We start from the raw sequence: 14,718 nt of genomic DNA, 5'->3' as shown, positions 1-14,718 counted from the left end.
CTACGAGTACCCCTCAGCGCGGGGCGGACAACGCGCCGCGGTCAGGAACGCAGGAACGCCAGCGCGGCTTCGCGGAACGCCCGTGACGTCGGTGCGTTGAAGTGGTTGCGCCCCGGGATCTCGAAGAACGACGCGTCCGGGGCCGCCTGCGCCAACCGCACGGCGCTGTCGCGGATGCCGTCCTCGCTGCCGGCGGCCATCAGGATCGGCTGCGCGGGGGCGTTGTCGGGCGTCGGCTCGATGCTGTTCCGCATCCCCTCGACCATCGCCACGAGCGCCGCGAGGTCGTTCCCCTCGACGTTCCCCGCCATGGTCAGGTAGCCGTTCGTCACGCGGTCCTCGATCGGTGTGCCGTCCGCCAGGTACGCCTTCGCCTGGTCGACCCGCACGCGGCGCATCGGGTCGGCGTCGGGGATCCCGCCGAACACCGCGCGGGTGATGCGGTCCGGCAGCCGCTCGGCGGTGTGCCACCCGACGCGTGCACCGAGCGAGTACCCGAGGAACGCCACCTCGTCGAGCAGGTACGTGTCGATCACGGTGGTGACGTCCGCCACGAGCAGGTCCATCGAGTACGCACCGGGGTCGCGCGGCTTCGCGCTCGCGCCGTGCCCGCGCTGGTCGAACGCCAGCACGCGGTACCCGGCGCGGACGAGGTCGCGGGTCCAACCGGAGGCGTGCCAGTTCAGCACCGCACCGGAGGCGAACCCGTGCACCGCGACGACCGCAGGGGCGTCGGGATCGCCGAAGTCGTAGGTCGCGATCCGGAGGCCGTCGGGCGACATCACGATGCGGGGACGGGGCGCTTCGGGGACGAGTGACATGTCCCCTCCAGGGTACCGGGGCACTGTGGTCGCCATGGACGGCTACGGCGGTGACCAGATCCGGGCGGCAGAGCGGCCACACCTCGACGCGGGTGAAGCCCTCATGCAACGAGCGGCCGACGGGCTGGCCCGCATCGTCGGCGACCTGCTCGACGACCCGGCCGTCCGGCCGGGCGACGGACCGGGGTCCGTCCTGCTGCTGGTGGGCAGCGGCGACAACGGTGGAGACGCCCTGTTCGCGGGTGCGCGGCTGGCGACGGCCGGGAGGCACGTGGCAGTCCTGCGCGTCGGCTCACGCGTGCACGAGGCGGGCCTGGCAGCGGCGCTGGACGCCGGGGCGCGCTTCCTGGACGACCCGGCCGGACCCGAGGCTGCGGTGACGGACGCGGCACTCGACGCCGACCTGGTGCTCGACGCGATCCTCGGGATCGGGGTGCGGGGGCCTGCGGCCCTCCGCTCCCCCGCCCGCGAGGTCGTCGACGCCGTCCGTGAACTCGCCCGCGACCAGCGTGCACCGTTCGTCGTCGCCGTCGACGTGCCGAGCGGCATCGACGTCGACACCGGCGGGATCGCGGACGACCACGTCCTGCACGCCGACGTCACGGTCACGTTCGGCGGGGTGAAGGCCGGGCTGCTGACGGGGCCCGCCGCCACCCTCGCGGGACGGATCGAGCTGGTGGACGTCGGGATCGGTGCGGACCTGGCGACGATGGAGCCGCTGGTCCGCACCTGACCCCGATCCGTCAGCGCAGCAGTCCCTCAGTGGTGCTGGTACAGGACCGGCTCCGGCAGACCGTGCTCGGCGCGGATGCTCCGCGCGATGCCCTCGACGGCGATGAGCGCGTCCACCACGAGTTCCGGCGTGACCGGGAACGGCATGTTGTGGATGGTCTCGCCCTCGACGGTCGCGGCCTCGGCCACGGCGCGGAGTTCCGTCGTGTCGTCGACGGTCAGGCCGATCTCGGTCAGGGTGTTCGGCAGGCCGACCTTCGTGGTGAAGACGACGAAGTCCTCGATCTCCTCGGCCGGTGCACCCTCGAGCACGAGCTGCGCGATTGTGCCGATGTTGACCTTCTGCCCGTGCGCCAGACCGTGCGCCTGCGGAGCGGCGGTCAGGCCGTTGTGGATCGCGTGCGCTGCCGCCAGTCCGCCGGACTCGAACCCGAGGCCCGACAGCAGGGTGTTCGCCTCGACGACCTTCTCGAGCGCGGGCGTCACGACCCCGGCCTTCACGGCCTCGATGGCCTGCAGGGCGTTCTCGTGCAGCAGCTTCCAGGACAGCTCGGCGAGCGCGACGCCGGCCTCGGTCTGCAGCCCGCCGGCCATGGTGTCGGCGTTCGCACGCTTGGCGGCACGGGCCTCGACCCAGGTGGCCAGGGCGTCGCCGATGCCCGCGACCAGGAACTGGACGGGAGCGTTCGCGACGAGCTTCGTGTCGATGAGGACGAGGTCGGGGTTGTGCGGGAAGAACCGGTACTCGATGAACTCCCCTTCCTCGGAGTAGATCACCGCGAGCGCCGAGGTCGGGGCGTCGGTGCTCGCCGCCGTCGGGACGCTCGCCCAGCGGATGCCGGCCAGGTGCCCGGAGGCCTTGGCCGCGTCGATCGCCGAACCGCCGCCGAGCCCGACGATGACGTCCGCCTCGGTCGACCGGATCTGCTCGACGAGGTCGTCGACCGCCTTCGGCGTCGCGAAGCGACCGAAGCCGACCCGCTCGACCCGCAGGTCGGCCGCCTGGAAGCTCTTCGTCACCGCGGCCTCGACGATGCCCCACACGACGTCGTCGGCGACGATCAGGGGGCGCTTGCCGATGGGGGCAATGAACTCGCCGACGCGGGTGATCGCGTCCTTGCCCTGCACGTAGCGGGCGGGGCTCATCACGGTGCTGATGGGAGTGGCCATGGTTGCGGTTCCTTCCGGTTGTACGACACGTGTCGGGGTCGCCGACGTCCCAGACGGTACGCGCGGGGCATGCGTGCGGCGTGCGAGTCCCGTGGGCCGTACATTCGGGGGCATGACGTTCAACGACGATTCGCAGCTCAAGGGCGGCAGGGTGAAGCGCCGGGGTCGGACGGCCGCGGTCGGCGGCGGTGCCGTCGGCGTCACGGCGATCGTCGTCTTCCTGATCGCGCAGTTCACGGGCGTCGACCTCAGCGGGTTCGTCGGCGGCGGCAGCGGCACGACGCAGATCCAGCAGCAGGACCAGCCGGTCGACGCCGCCCCGGAGTGCCGCACCGGCCGTGACGCCAACCTCAAGGTCGAGTGCCGGATGGAGGGCGCCGCCGAGTCACTCGACGGCTACTGGACGGCCGAGGCCCGGAAGCTCGGGATCTCGTACACGGCGCCGGACTTCTTCCTGTTCGACGGCTCGACCGACACGTCGTGCGGTCAGGCGTCCGCCGCCACCGGGCCCTTCTACTGCCCGCCGGATCGCGCGATCTACCTCGACACCGCGTTCTACGACGACCTGCAGTCGAAGTACGGGTCGTCGGGCGGGCCGCTCGCGCAGATGTACGTCGTCGCGCACGAGTGGGGCCACCACATCCAGCAGCTGCAGGGTGCCTTCGCGAGCACGGACCGCTCAGGCACCGGGGCGTCGTCCGGCAGTGTCCGCGTCGAGCTGCAGGCCGACTGCTACGCCGGCGCCTGGGTCGGCGACGCGGCGAACACCGAGGACGCGAACGGCGAGACCTTCTTCGAGCCGATCAGCCGGTCCGAGATCGCCGACGCCCTGTCCGCCGCGAGCGCCGTGGGCGACGACAGCATCCAGGAGCGCTCGAGCGGCCGGGTCGACCCCGACTCGTTCACGCACGGCTCGAGTGAGCAGCGCCAGAAGTGGTTCGTCCGCGGCTACCAGCAGGGCGCGACGAGCTGCGACACGTTCAGCGTCCCCGGTTCGTCGCTGTAGCGATCAGCCCTTCGTCGGTGTGGGCGTCGGGGTCGCGCTCCGCGTGCGGGACGGCGTCGCGCTCGGCGTGGGGGTCGGGGTGAGCGTCGCCTCGGTGGCACCGGCCGCGGTGACCACGAAGGTGCGGAAGTCGTCGTTCGTGATCGGCGACGTGAGCTCGTACTGCTGCCCGTTGACGAGCACCAGCGGCGTGCCGGGGAAGTCGCTCAGGGTCGACCCGGGGATGTCGCCGCCGGACACCGTGGTTGTCTGCTCGTCGACCCACTTGCTGTAGTCCTGGTCGGCGATGCAGCTCGTGACGGCCCGGCGGTCCTGCAGGCCGGCGACCCCGGTGACGACCTTGGTGAGCTGCGCGTCGGTCAGGCCGGGGGTGCCCTCTTCCGGCTGCTCGGCGTAGAGCGCCTTGTTGACCGCGTAGAACTGGTCCGGCGAGTGCTCGGCGACGCAGGCCGCGGCGTTCGCGGCGCGCAGTGAGTACTTGGTGCCCTGCGACCGGTTCGACAGGACCGCGAGCGGGTGGATGTCGACGGTGGCGGCGCCGGAGTCGACGAGGCTCTCGATGTAGTCGCCGTTGGCCTGTTCGAACTCGCCGCAGGTCGGGCAGAGGTAGTCGACGTACAGCGTGATGCGCACCGTGCCCGCACCAGCGGTCGCCGAGGCGCTCGGCGACGCACTGCTCGACGCGGTCACGGGCTTGAGCCCCTCGCCGAGGGTGATGCCGCCCTGAGACATGGTCGAGGGCCCGGGGCCTGCTGGCTTCACGGAGTCGACCAGGACGAGCGTGACGACGGCGGCCGCTGCGAGCAGGACGACACCGAGTCCGATCTGGAGTCCGAGCCGGGTTCCGCGCTGGCGGCGCTTCTGCTGTGTCCTGTGGCGCTGCGCTCGCTGTCGGGCGGCTTCGCGGCGCTCGTTCCGCGCGGCGCGGGCGTCACCCTCGGGGCGGTTGGTCATCGGTGCGTCGTCCTCCTGATCGGCGTCCGCACGACCTACCCCCGCTCGGCGGACGGACCCGGCGATTGTAGTGGGCCGCTCTGGGAACCACCCAACCACGCTCTGGGAACCGACCGACCAGGGGGAAAACACTGGCGCACCCGCGAGAACTCGTGTTGTATGAACCTCGATGGTCGACGACGACCATCCGGGGCCCTCGCGGGCTGACCGCTTCACTCGGATCGTCCGGCACGTACCTGCCGGTGAAGAAAGGACCGAACGCTCATGGCGTCCGTCACCTATGACAAGGCAACCCGTCTCTACCCCGGAGGCAACCGTCCCGCGGTCGACTCCCTCGACCTGGACGTCGCCGACGGCGAGTTCCTCGTCCTCGTCGGCCCCTCGGGTTGTGGCAAGTCCACCTCGCTCCGCATGCTGGCCGGCCTCGAAGAGGTCAACTCCGGTCAGATCCGCATCGGCGACCGCGACGTCACGGACGTCCCGCCGAAGGACCGCGACATCGCGATGGTGTTCCAGAACTACGCTCTGTACCCGCACATGACCGTCGCCGAGAACATGGGCTTCGCGCTCAAGATCGCCGGTGTCGGCAAGGACGAGCGCGCCACCCGCGTGCAGGAAGCCGCGAAGCTCCTCGACCTCGAGGACTACCTCGGCCGCAAGCCGAAGGCGCTCTCCGGTGGTCAGCGTCAGCGCGTCGCGATGGGCCGTGCGATCGTCCGTCAGCCGCAGGTGTTCCTCATGGACGAGCCACTGTCGAACCTCGACGCCAAGCTCCGCGTCCAGACCCGTACGCAGATCGCGTCGCTCCAGCGTCGTCTCGGCGTCACCACGGTCTACGTCACGCACGACCAGACCGAGGCACTGACCATGGGTGACCGCATCGCGGTGCTCAAGGACGGCATCCTGCAGCAGGTCGGCACGCCGCGCGACCTGTACGAGAAGCCGAACAACGTCTTCGTCGCGGGCTTCATCGGCTCGCCGGCGATGAACCTGCTGCCGGCCGACGTCGTCGAGGGCGGCATCAAGTTCGGCACGCTCAACCACGCGATCGACCGCGACACGCTCTCCAACGCGCGTTCCGCCCAGATCACCGTGGGCATCCGCCCCGAGGACGTCGTCGTGGCGCAGTCGGGCGAGGGCCTGCCGGTGACGGTCGACGTGGTCGAGGAACTCGGCGCCGACGGCTACCTCTACGGTCACGCCGACGTCAAGGGCACGCGCGTCGACATCGTCGCCCGCGTGGACGGCCGTTCGCACCCGTCGATCGGTGACACCATCGTGGTGACGCCGAAGTCGGGCCACGTGCACGCCTTCGACACCGAGTCGGGCGAGCGCCTGGACGACAAGGCCGTCGTCAGCGCGTAACCGAAGCGCACTCCCCGAGAGCCCGCGCCGCCTCACAAGGGCGGGTCGCGGGCTCTCGGCTGTCCCCCACGACACCGAAGGATCCACCGTGCCCGACTCGATGTCCATCACTGCAGCCACCGTCGACCCCGGCCTGCTCGACCTGCCGTGGGACCTGCCGCTGGCGGACTGGCCGGACGAGACCATCGTGGCGCTGCCGAAGGGCATCTCACGGCACCTGGTGCGCTTCGTGCACCTGAGTGGGTACGTCGCCGCCGTGAAGGAGACCGGCGAGGAGATCGCGCGCTCCGAGTACGAGATGCTCCGCACGCTGCAGCGCATGGACGTGCCGTGCGTCGACCCAGTCGCCGTCATCACCGGTCGGGTCGACGCGGACGGTGAGCAGCTGCACCCCGTGCTCGTGACGCGGCACCTGCGCTTCTCGCTGCCGTACCGCGCGCTGTACTCGCAGACCCTGCGCCCGGAGACCGCGACCCGTCTCGTCGATGCCCTCGCGCTGCTGCTCGTCCGGCTGCACGTCATCGGCTTCTACTGGGGCGACGTGTCGCTCTCGAACACGCTGTTCCGTCGCGACGCGGGCTCGTTCGCCGCGTACCTGGTCGACGCCGAGACCGGCAAGCTCTACCCCGGCGGGCTGTCGAACGGGCAGCGCGAGAACGACCTCGAGGTCGCGCGCGTGAACATCGCCGGCGAGCTCCTCGACCTCGAGGCCGGCGGGCGTCTCGACGAGAACGCCGACCCGGTGGACGTCTCCAACCGGATCGTCGCGCAGTACCGGACGCTCTGGACCGAGCTCACGGGCACCGAGCAGTTCGACATCAAGGAGCGCTGGCGCATCAACGACCGCGTCGAGCGGCTCAACGAGCTCGGCTTCGACATCGAGGAGCTCTCGATCCACACGACCGAGGGCGGTTCGCAGGTGCGGATCCAGCCGAAGGTCGTCGACGCCGGACACCACCAGCGACGCCTGCTGCGGCTGACCGGCCTGGACGCCGGCGAGAACCAGGCCCGACGCCTGCTCAACGACCTCGACTCGTACCGCGCACGCAACGGCCGCGACGAACTCGACGAGGAGATGGTGGCGCACGAGTGGGTCTCGCGGGTCTTCGAACCCGTGGTCCGCTCGATCCCCCGTGACCTGCGCGGTCGCCTCGAACCCGCGGAGGTCTTCCACGAACTGCTCGAGCACCGCTGGTTCATGTCGCAGGAAGAGGAGCGGTCGGTCTCGCTGCCCGAGGCCACCACGGCGTACATCAACGACGTGCTGCGCCACCGCCGCGACGAGCGCCTGCTCATCAACCCGCCGACGTCGTCGATGACGCTGCCGATCCCCGTGGTCGACGACGCCGACCCCGCAGACGACGACGCCGACGTCCAGGACTGGCGCACCACCGTCTGACCCGCCCGGGCCCGGTCGGTCACGACACCCCGCCGGGTGGGTGCCGACTGGTCACAGACCGTCGCCGGCGGCGTCGCGCAGCGACGACTCGCGACCACCCGGAGGACACCGGCCGACATGTCGTGACCGTTCGGGGTCCGTGAACGCGACCGCCTGGAGGCCCGGCGTGCGTCCCGGAGACCGGCGCCGCGCCTCCAGACCGTCACGCCTGCACCGCCGGTGATGCCGTTGGACGTCGAGCGGTCACGACACCCCGCCAGGTGCACGTCGGCCGGCCACGGACCGTCGCCTACGGCGTCGCGCAGCGACGACTCGTGACCACACGGCGGGCATCATCCGACGTGTCCTGACCCGTCGGGCCTGACCCGGCCGGCACCGCACGCAGGAACGGCCGCCTCCCACGAGGGGAGGCGACCGTTCCTGCGGACGAAGCGCCGGGGCTTACTCGGCGCGACGGCGCCGGGCGACCTCCCACAGGGTGACGCTCGCGGCGATGCCGGCGTTGAGGGACTCGGTCGCACTCGAGATCGGGATCGACACGATGGCGTCGCAGGTCTCGGTGACCAGGCGCGACAGGCCCTTGCCCTCGGAACCGACGACGATCACGATCGGGCGGTCGGCGAGCGCGAGGCCGTCGAGCTCCACGTCGCCGTCGCCGTCCAGACCGAGGACGAACAGGCCCATCGACTTGAGGGACTTCAGCGTCTGGGTGAGGTTCGGGGCCATCGCGACGGGCGTGCGGGCCGCGGCGCCGGCGGAGGTCTTCCACGCCGACGCGGTGACGCCGACCGAACGACGCTGCGGCACGATGACGCCGTGTCCGCCGAACGCGGCGGTCGAGCGGATGATCGCACCGAGGTTGCGGGGGTCGGTGATGCCGTCGAGCGCGACGAGCAGCGGGACCTGGTCGCGCGAGAAGGCCTGCTCGACGATGTCCTCGGACACGGCGTACTGGTACGCCGGCACCTTGAGCGCGACGCCCTGGTGCACGCTGTCGTGGCCGGTGATGCGGTCGAGCTCGGGGCGCATGAGCTCGATGATCGGCACGCTGCGGTGGTTCGCGAGCGTCAGGATCTCCTTGACGCGGTCGTCGACCTCGATGCGCGACGCGATGTAGAGCGTCGTCGACGGGGTCTTCGTGCGCAGCGCCTCGAGCACGGAGTTGCGTCCGGTCACGAGCTCGGAGTCATCGGTCTTCCGGGCCGGCGGGCGACCGGTGCGGCCCTGCGGGGTGCTCGAGGAACCGTGACGGCCCTTGGCTGCCTCGAAGCGGTCCTTCGCCGCCTTGCGCTTGCCGGCGGGGTGGTACGGCCGGTCCTCGGCCTTCGGGGTCGGCTTGCGACCCTCGAGCGCCTGGGCACCCTGACCACCGGAACCGACCTGCTTGTTGCCCTTGCGACCGGTGCGGACGGCGCCGGGCCGACCCTTCTTGCTTCCCGAGACGTTCTTCATGCGTAGCTCCTGTTCGGCACTGCCGTGTTCAGGCGATGCTCCAGCGTGTTCCGGACGGCGTGTCCTCGATCGTGATGCCCGCGGCGGCGAGGTCGTCGCGCACGCGGTCGGCCGCAGCGAAGTCCCGTGCTGCCCTGGCGTCCGCGCGCTCCTGCACGAGGCGTTCGACGAGAGCGGCGAGCGGGCCTGCCGAGGTGTCCTGACCGCCCCCCGACCAGTGGGCGGCTCGCGGGTCGATGCCGAGGACCTCTACCATGGCGGCCACCTGATGGTACGCGACCCCGAGCGTTTCCGCATCGTCGGCGTCCAGGGCAGCGTTGCCGGTGCGCACGGTCTCGTGCAGGACGGCCAGCGCCTGGGGCACTGCGAGGTCGTCGTCCATCGCGGCAGCGAAGGCGTCCGGCACGGCGGGGGCGTCGGCGAGGTGCACGCCTTCGAGCCGCACCTCGGCCCGCTGCAGGAACCCGTCGATGCGGTCGTAGGCCGCCTCGGCCTCGGCCAACGAGCCGTCGTGGTGGTCGATCGAGGAGCGGTAGTGCGCGGCGCCCAGGAAGTACCGCACCACGGCCGGACGGGCAGCGGCCAGGAAGTCGGCGGCGAAGATCGAGTTGCCGAGCGACTTGGACATCTTCTGGCCCTCGACCGTGACGAGCCCGTTGTGCAACCAGTACGACGCGAACGGGTCGCCCGCCGCGGTGGACTGCGCGAGCTCGTTCTCGTGGTGCGGGAACCGCAGGTCGAGTCCGCCGCCGTGGATGTCGAACGCCGGACCGAGGTACCGCCGCGACATGGCGGAGCACTCGATGTGCCAGCCCGGACGACCGGGGCCCCACGGGGAGTCCCACGACGCGGTCGACGGCTCGCCGGGCTTCGCACCCTTCCAGAGCGCGAAGTCGCGGGCGTCGAGCTTGCCACGGGGGTCGGCGTCGGCGGCCTCGACCATGTCCTCGCGACGCTGCCGGGTGAGTGCCCCGTAGGACTCCCAGCTGCCGGTGTCGAAGTAGACGTCGCCCGAGTCGTCGGCGGCGACGTAGGCGTGACCGCGGTCGATGAGCTTCGTGATGATGTCGTGCATCTGCGGCACGCTCGCTGTTGCCCGCGGCTCGTAAGTCGGGGGCAGGATGCCGAGGGCGTTGTACGCGGCGGTGAACTCGAGCTCGACGCGGTAGGCGCGGGCGAACCACGCTTCGTCGGTGCCGGCGGCCAGGTCGAGCACCTTGTCGTCGATGTCGGTGACGTTCCGCACGAGGGTGACGCGCAGACCGCGGTACGTCAGCCAGCGGCGCCAGATGTCGTAGACCAGGGCCGAGCGCAGGTGTCCGATGTGCGGCGACGACTGCACCGTCGGACCACAGACGTAGACGCTGACCTGTCCGTCGACCAGGGGGACGAGGTCGACGACGGCTGCGGCGCGGGAGTCGTAGAGGCGAACGGTCACGATCCCAAGCCTAGGACGTCAGGCCGGTCGGGTGACGGCCGTGGCGATCGCGGCGAGCCCCTCGCCCCGGCCGGTGAACCCGAGGCCGTCGGTCGTCGTGCCGGACACCGCGACGGGGGCACCGACGACGGCGGACAGGGCGTCCTGCATCTCCGCACGACGGGCCCCGATGCGCGGCCGGTTCCCGATGACCTGCACCGTGACCGACACGGGGACGAGGCCGGCGTCGGCGAGCAGCCCGACGGCACCGCGGATGAAGACGTCCCCCGCGGCACCGGCGTAGGCGGGGTCGGCGGTGCCGAACGTCCCGCCGATGTCTCCGAGGCCACCGGCGGAGAGCAGGGCGTCGCACACCGCGTGTGCCACGGCGTCACCGTCGCTGTGCCCGGAGAGGCCGGGTTCGCCGGGGAAGTCGAGCAGGCCGACGCGGCACGGCGACTCGACGTCGAACGCGTGCACGTCGACGCCCAGCCCGAGCCGGACCGCCGAGGCACCGGGGTCGCCCGGGGCCGTGGCGCGCGACCGGACGATCGACTCTGCCCGTCCGAGGTCCCACGGCGTCGTGATCTTGAAGGCATCGGCGTCGCCCGGCACGAAGCGCACCGTGCCACCGGCCGCCTGGAACACGCCGGCGTCGTCGGTCTCGGACTGCGTCGACACCGCGTACGCCCGTCGGAGTGCGTCGAGCGGGAAGCCCTGCGGCGTCTGGACCCCGACGAGCGCGGACCGGTCGACGGTCTCGACGACCACGTCGCCGGACACCCGCTTGACCGTGTCGGTGACGGGGAGCGCGGGGACGACGCCGTCACCGGTGCCGGTCGCGACCGAACCCTCGACCGCGTCGAACACCCGGTCGAACTGCGCGGCCGGCGTGAGGCACCGCGCCGCATCGTGCACCAGCACCGCGGTGACGGAGTCCGGCAGCACGCCCAGGCCGGCCTGGACCGAACCATGGCGATCCGTGCCTCCCGGAACCACCGCCGTGTACGCGACCGCGGCGCCCGCGACCGAGGCGACCACCTGACGGCAGTCCTCGAGCAGGGTCGACGGCGCGACCACGACGACCAGCGTCGGAGCCGACAACGTGAACAGCGGCTCGAGCGCCCGCGCGAGCATGAGCTGCCCCGCGATGGGCACGAACGCCTTCGCGGTGCCGATGCCGAGCCGGGTTCCGGACCCGGCTGCAACGACGACGACCGCCCGGTCCACCCCTTCGGGGAACCGTGCGGTCGTCGTGGTGTGCAGTGCGCTCAGGACGCGAGGACTTCGTCGAGGACGGTCGATGCCTTGTCCTCGTCGGTCTTCTCGGCCAGGGCCAACTCGGAGATCAGGATCTGCCGCGCCTTGGCCAGCATCCGCTTCTCGCCCGCGGACAGGCCGCGGTCCTGATCGCGTCGCCAGAGGTCGCGGACGACCTCGGAGACCTTGATGACGTCCCCGGAAGCGAGCTTCTCGAGGTTCGCCTTGTACCGGCGCGACCAGTTGGTGGGTTCTTCGGTGAACGGCGCCCGGAGGACCTCGAACACCTTGTCGAGCCCTTCCTTGCCGATCACGTCGCGGACTCCGACCAGGTCGACGTTGTCCGCCGGTACCTCGATCGTCAGGTCACCCTGCGTGACCCGCAGTTTCAGGTAGACCTTTTCCTCGCCCTTGATGACGCGCGTCTTGACTTCAGAGATGGTTGCCGCCCCGTGGTGGGGGTAGACGACGGTCTCGCCGACCTCGAATTGCATGTATCAGGCTCCGTTCCCAGACTTCCAGTTTACCACAAGGGGTGTTCGGGTAAGGGGACCCTCAGCACTGGGCCTTCCCGGTGATCGCTAAGATGGAGCGGGACCGTCTGGTCCTCATCGACTTACGGAGGAATCTCTTGCGAGCTCGGGTACTCGTGTCCGTCGCCGTTGCGGCAACCATCGCGCTGGGCGCCACCGGGTGCGAGTTCATGTCGCCCGCGCACACCGTCGACATCAAGCAGATCACCGACGGCGTCAACGTCTCGACCGGCAAGGTCAACGTGCGGAACGCCATCCTCATCTCGGACGACGGCGAGGGTGCGCGGTTCATCGGCACGCTGGTGAACAACTCCGACACCGACGGCATCACCGTGTCGGTCGAGATCGGTGGCGACACCGAGACCGTGCTGGTGCCGGCGAACTCGCACGTCGACCTGGCGAACGACTCGCAGCACGACACCCTCGACTTCGACAGCGCGGACGCGAAGCCCGGTTCGCTCGTCAAGGTGTACTTCTCCTACCCCGACGCCGAGGGCGTCTCGGCCAACGTGCCGGTGCTGACCACCTCGCAAGAGGAGTACGCAACCCTCGCGCCGACCTCGACCCCCGAGCCGTCCAGCCAGATCACGCTGCCGGTCGAGACCCCGTCGGCCACGCCGACGGACGGCGAGTAGCCGCTCCGCGCAAGCGCCACCGTGTCAGACAGGAGGCCCGGTGCGAGTCCCAGGGACTCGCACCGGGCCTCCTGTCCGTCCGTCTCAGGCCTCGATGCGGTACCCGAGACCGCGGACCGTCACCAGGATCTCCGGGGTGGACGGCACGCGCTCGATCTTCGAGCGGATGCGCTTGATGTGCACGTCGAGCGTCTTGGTGTCGCCGAAGTAGTCGGAGCCCCACACCCGGTCGATGAGCTGCCCACGGGTGAGCACCCGGCCGGCGTTCCGGAGCAGCAACTCGAGCAGCTCGAACTCCTTGAGCGGCATCGCCGTCTCCGACCCGTCCACCGACACCGTGTGCCGCTCGACGTCCATCCGGATGCCGCCGACCTGCAGGATCCCGCTGTCCGCCGGGTCGTCCTCGGTGCGGCGGCGCAGGACGGCACGGATGCGGGCCAGCAGCTCACGCGTCGAGTACGGCTTCGTCACGTAGTCGTCCGCGCCGAGCTCGAGCCCGACGACGATGTCGACCTCGGAGTCCTTCGCCGTCAGCATGATGATCGGCGCGTTCGACCGGGTCCGGATCTGGCGGCAGACCTCGGTGCCGGAGAGCCCCGGCAGCATGAGGTCGAGGAGCACCAGGTCCGGGTTCTCCGAGTCGAACTTCGACAGCGCGGTCACGCCGTCGGCCGCGACGGAGGTCTCGTACCCCTCACGCTGCAGCAGGAACTCCAGGGGCTCGCTCAGGGCCGGCTCGTCGTCGACGATGAGGATCTTGGTCACGATGGCTGCTCTTCCAGTTGCTCTTCGAGTGCGGTGGTCAGTTCGGTGTCCGCCTCGGGCAGGCGGATGGTGAAGGTCGAGCCCTTGCCGGGCTGCGACCAGACACGGACGTCGCCGCCGTGGTTGCCGACGACGTGCTTGACGATGGCGAGCCCCAGGCCGGTGCCGCCGGTGGCCCGTGACCGTGCCGGGTCGACACGGTAGAACCGCTCGAACACGCGGTCCAGGTCGGCCTCGGGGATGCCGACGCCCTGGTCGGTGATCGCGATCTCGACGAAGCCCTTCGCGGACCGGACGCCCACGCCGACGCGGGTGCCGTCGGGCGAGTACTTCACCGCGTTGGCGATGAGGTTCGAGACGGCGACCTGCAGCAGGCCCGGGTCGCCCATCACCCGGAGCTTCGACTTCTTCGCCCGGATGATCTCGATCGAGCGGGCGCGCGCGACGACCTCGTTCGCGTCGATCGCTGCCTGCACGATCTTGTCGACACCGGTCTCCTCGCTGTTCTCCAACGCGTCGACCGACTGCAGCCGGGACAGCTCGATGATGTCCTTCGTCAGGGCGCCGAGCCGCTCGGACTCGGTGATGAGCTGCGCCGCGAACTTCTTGACGTGCTCCGGGTCGTCGGCCGCGATCACGAGGGTCTCGGACAGCAGGCCGATGGCGCCGATCGGGGTCTTCAGCTCGTGCGAGATGTTGGCGACGAAGTCACGGCGGACCTCTTCGATGCGCCGGCTCTCGGTCAGGTCGTCGGCCGTGATGAGGACGTACCGGTTGCCGAGCTGCGCGGCCCGGAAGCTGAGGTAGCCGATGAGCTCCCCGTGCCGTCCGCGCGGGAGCTCGAGGTCCTCCGCCCCCATCTCGCCGCTCTTGCGCACCCGGTCGACCAGGTCGAGGAGTTCCTGGTGCACGAGCCGGCGCCGCACGACGAGCCCGACGGTCAGCGCCTGGGGCGATGCGGCCACGACCGTGTTCGACGGGTCGATGACCACCGCCGGGTTGTGCATCGTCGCGATCACCGCTGCGACACCGTCCGGCAGGGTGCGTTCCGCCACGTCTGCTGCACGAGCCGTGCGCTCGGCGGTGATGATCAGCACCACGACGCCCGCGCCGAAGACCCCGCCGAGGAGCATCGACAGTGGCACGAGCCACGCGTTGTCCATGCCGCCAGTGTAGGGATGGTCATGCGGGGTTCCGGTACCGTTCACC

Annotated in this window: 14 protein-coding genes; 5 read left to right on the top strand and 9 right to left on the bottom strand. The window is 70.6% G+C overall.

The window, feature by feature from the left end; all coding sequences use genetic code 11:
- Positions 1-41: 41 nt before the first annotated feature.
- Positions 42-821: an alpha/beta hydrolase gene (locus tag EDF47_RS06835; RefSeq protein WP_111085229.1), complete on the bottom strand. Its 780-nt coding sequence runs from the start codon at positions 819-821 to the stop codon at positions 42-44.
- On the opposite strand from EDF47_RS06835, the gene EDF47_RS06830 reads away from it, so the two are divergent.
- Positions 820-1,554 carry an NAD(P)H-hydrate epimerase gene (locus EDF47_RS06830; protein ID WP_243834020.1) on the top strand — a complete coding sequence of 245 codons (735 nt, stop codon included), beginning with the start codon at positions 820-822 and terminating at the stop codon, positions 1,552-1,554. The two genes, EDF47_RS06835 and EDF47_RS06830, sit on opposite strands and share 2 nt — an antisense overlap.
- 26 nt (positions 1,555-1,580) lie before the next feature.
- Here the strand turns inward: EDF47_RS06830 and EDF47_RS06825 are convergent, their stop codons facing one another.
- Entirely contained in the window at positions 1,581-2,723 is a 1,143-nt protein-coding gene (locus EDF47_RS06825; protein WP_133937216.1) for a glycerol dehydrogenase, read from the bottom strand.
- 112 nt (positions 2,724-2,835) lie between these two features.
- Between EDF47_RS06825 and EDF47_RS06820 the strand changes: the two genes are divergently transcribed.
- Positions 2,836-3,729 carry a neutral zinc metallopeptidase gene (locus tag EDF47_RS06820; protein WP_133937218.1) on the top strand — a complete coding sequence of 298 codons (894 nt, stop codon included), beginning with the start codon at positions 2,836-2,838 and terminating at the stop codon, positions 3,727-3,729.
- 3 nt (positions 3,730-3,732) lie between these two features.
- Here EDF47_RS06820 and EDF47_RS06815 read toward each other — a convergent pair whose 3' ends face one another.
- Positions 3,733-4,683 (bottom strand): thioredoxin domain-containing protein, encoded by a 951-nt coding sequence (locus tag EDF47_RS06815; RefSeq protein WP_133937220.1) that lies wholly within the window; start codon positions 4,681-4,683, stop codon positions 3,733-3,735.
- Positions 4,684-4,947: 264 nt separating this feature from the next.
- Here EDF47_RS06815 and ugpC point away from each other — a divergent pair, with 264 nt between their 5' ends.
- Both ugpC and EDF47_RS06805 read left to right on the top strand, forming a co-directional pair.
- Positions 4,948-6,048, top strand: a complete 1,101-nt coding sequence (gene ugpC, locus EDF47_RS06810; RefSeq protein WP_123293301.1) for a sn-glycerol-3-phosphate ABC transporter ATP-binding protein UgpC — start codon at positions 4,948-4,950, stop codon at positions 6,046-6,048.
- Between the two features lie 88 nt (positions 6,049-6,136).
- On the top strand, positions 6,137-7,447 hold the full coding sequence (locus tag EDF47_RS06805) for a DUF4032 domain-containing protein (protein ID WP_123671506.1): 1,311 nt from the start codon (positions 6,137-6,139) through the stop codon (positions 7,445-7,447).
- Positions 7,448-7,888: 441 nt separating this feature from the next.
- Here the strand turns inward: EDF47_RS06805 and rlmB are convergent, their stop codons facing one another.
- The 4 genes from rlmB to EDF47_RS06785 are packed head-to-tail and all read right to left on the bottom strand — an operon-like array spanning position 7,889 to position 12,070.
- Positions 7,889-8,899: a 23S rRNA (guanosine(2251)-2'-O)-methyltransferase RlmB gene (rlmB, locus tag EDF47_RS06800; protein ID WP_123936859.1), complete on the bottom strand. Its 1,011-nt coding sequence runs from the start codon at positions 8,897-8,899 to the stop codon at positions 7,889-7,891.
- A 28-nt stretch (positions 8,900-8,927) separates the two neighbouring features.
- Positions 8,928-10,337, bottom strand: a complete 1,410-nt coding sequence (gene cysS / locus EDF47_RS06795) for a cysteine--tRNA ligase (RefSeq protein WP_133937222.1) — start codon at positions 10,335-10,337, stop codon at positions 8,928-8,930.
- 18 nt (positions 10,338-10,355) lie between these two features.
- Positions 10,356-11,546, bottom strand: coding sequence for a 2-C-methyl-D-erythritol 4-phosphate cytidylyltransferase (gene ispD, locus EDF47_RS06790; protein WP_133937224.1), 1,191 nt, complete (start codon positions 11,544-11,546; stop codon positions 10,356-10,358).
- Positions 11,547-11,587: 41 nt separating this feature from the next.
- Positions 11,588-12,070 (bottom strand): CarD family transcriptional regulator, encoded by a 483-nt coding sequence (locus EDF47_RS06785; RefSeq protein ID WP_017888066.1) that lies wholly within the window; start codon positions 12,068-12,070, stop codon positions 11,588-11,590.
- A 155-nt stretch (positions 12,071-12,225) separates the two neighbouring features.
- Here EDF47_RS06785 and EDF47_RS06780 point away from each other — a divergent pair, with 155 nt between their 5' ends.
- Positions 12,226-12,744, top strand: a complete 519-nt coding sequence (locus EDF47_RS06780) for a hypothetical protein (protein ID WP_133937226.1) — start codon at positions 12,226-12,228, stop codon at positions 12,742-12,744.
- A gap of 84 nt (positions 12,745-12,828) precedes the next feature.
- On the opposite strand, the gene EDF47_RS06775 is transcribed toward EDF47_RS06780, so the two are convergent.
- Together EDF47_RS06775 and EDF47_RS06770 are read right to left on the bottom strand one after the other, a co-directional pair.
- The gene (locus tag EDF47_RS06775; RefSeq protein WP_111085241.1) at positions 12,829-13,509 is read right to left on the bottom strand and encodes a response regulator transcription factor; all 681 of its coding nucleotides are present in this window, start codon (positions 13,507-13,509) and stop codon (positions 12,829-12,831) included.
- Positions 13,506-14,672, bottom strand: a complete 1,167-nt coding sequence (locus EDF47_RS06770; RefSeq protein ID WP_133937228.1) for an ATP-binding protein — start codon at positions 14,670-14,672, stop codon at positions 13,506-13,508. Before EDF47_RS06770 ends, EDF47_RS06775 begins: the two co-directional genes overlap by 4 nt.
- Positions 14,673-14,718 lie beyond the last annotated feature (46 nt).

The sequence above is a fragment of the Curtobacterium sp. PhB190 genome (assembly GCF_004365385.1).
GTDB lineage: Bacteria > Actinomycetota > Actinomycetes > Actinomycetales > Microbacteriaceae > Curtobacterium.
Note: the sequence above shows the minus strand (reverse complement) of the source record. Positions and strands in the feature narration are given on the sequence as shown.

Coding starts and splice junctions, on each gene's coding strand:
- rlmB (WP_123936859.1), bottom strand. CDS start 8,899: ATGAAGAACGTCTCGGGAAGCAAGAAGGGTCGGCCCGGCGCCGTCCGC.
- EDF47_RS06785 (WP_017888066.1), bottom strand. CDS start 12,070: ATGCAATTCGAGGTCGGCGAGACCGTCGTCTACCCCCACCACGGGGCG.
- EDF47_RS06815 (WP_133937220.1), bottom strand. CDS start 4,683: ATGACCAACCGCCCCGAGGGTGACGCCCGCGCCGCGCGGAACGAGCGC.
- EDF47_RS06825 (WP_133937216.1), bottom strand. CDS start 2,723: ATGGCCACTCCCATCAGCACCGTGATGAGCCCCGCCCGCTACGTGCAG.
- EDF47_RS06835 (WP_111085229.1), bottom strand. CDS start 821: ATGTCACTCGTCCCCGAAGCGCCCCGTCCCCGCATCGTGATGTCGCCC.
- ugpC (WP_123293301.1), top strand. CDS start 4,948: ATGGCGTCCGTCACCTATGACAAGGCAACCCGTCTCTACCCCGGAGGC.
- EDF47_RS06820 (WP_133937218.1), top strand. CDS start 2,836: ATGACGTTCAACGACGATTCGCAGCTCAAGGGCGGCAGGGTGAAGCGC.
- EDF47_RS06770 (WP_133937228.1), bottom strand. CDS start 14,672: ATGGACAACGCGTGGCTCGTGCCACTGTCGATGCTCCTCGGCGGGGTC.
- EDF47_RS06830 (WP_243834020.1), top strand. CDS start 820: ATGTCCCCTCCAGGGTACCGGGGCACTGTGGTCGCCATGGACGGCTAC.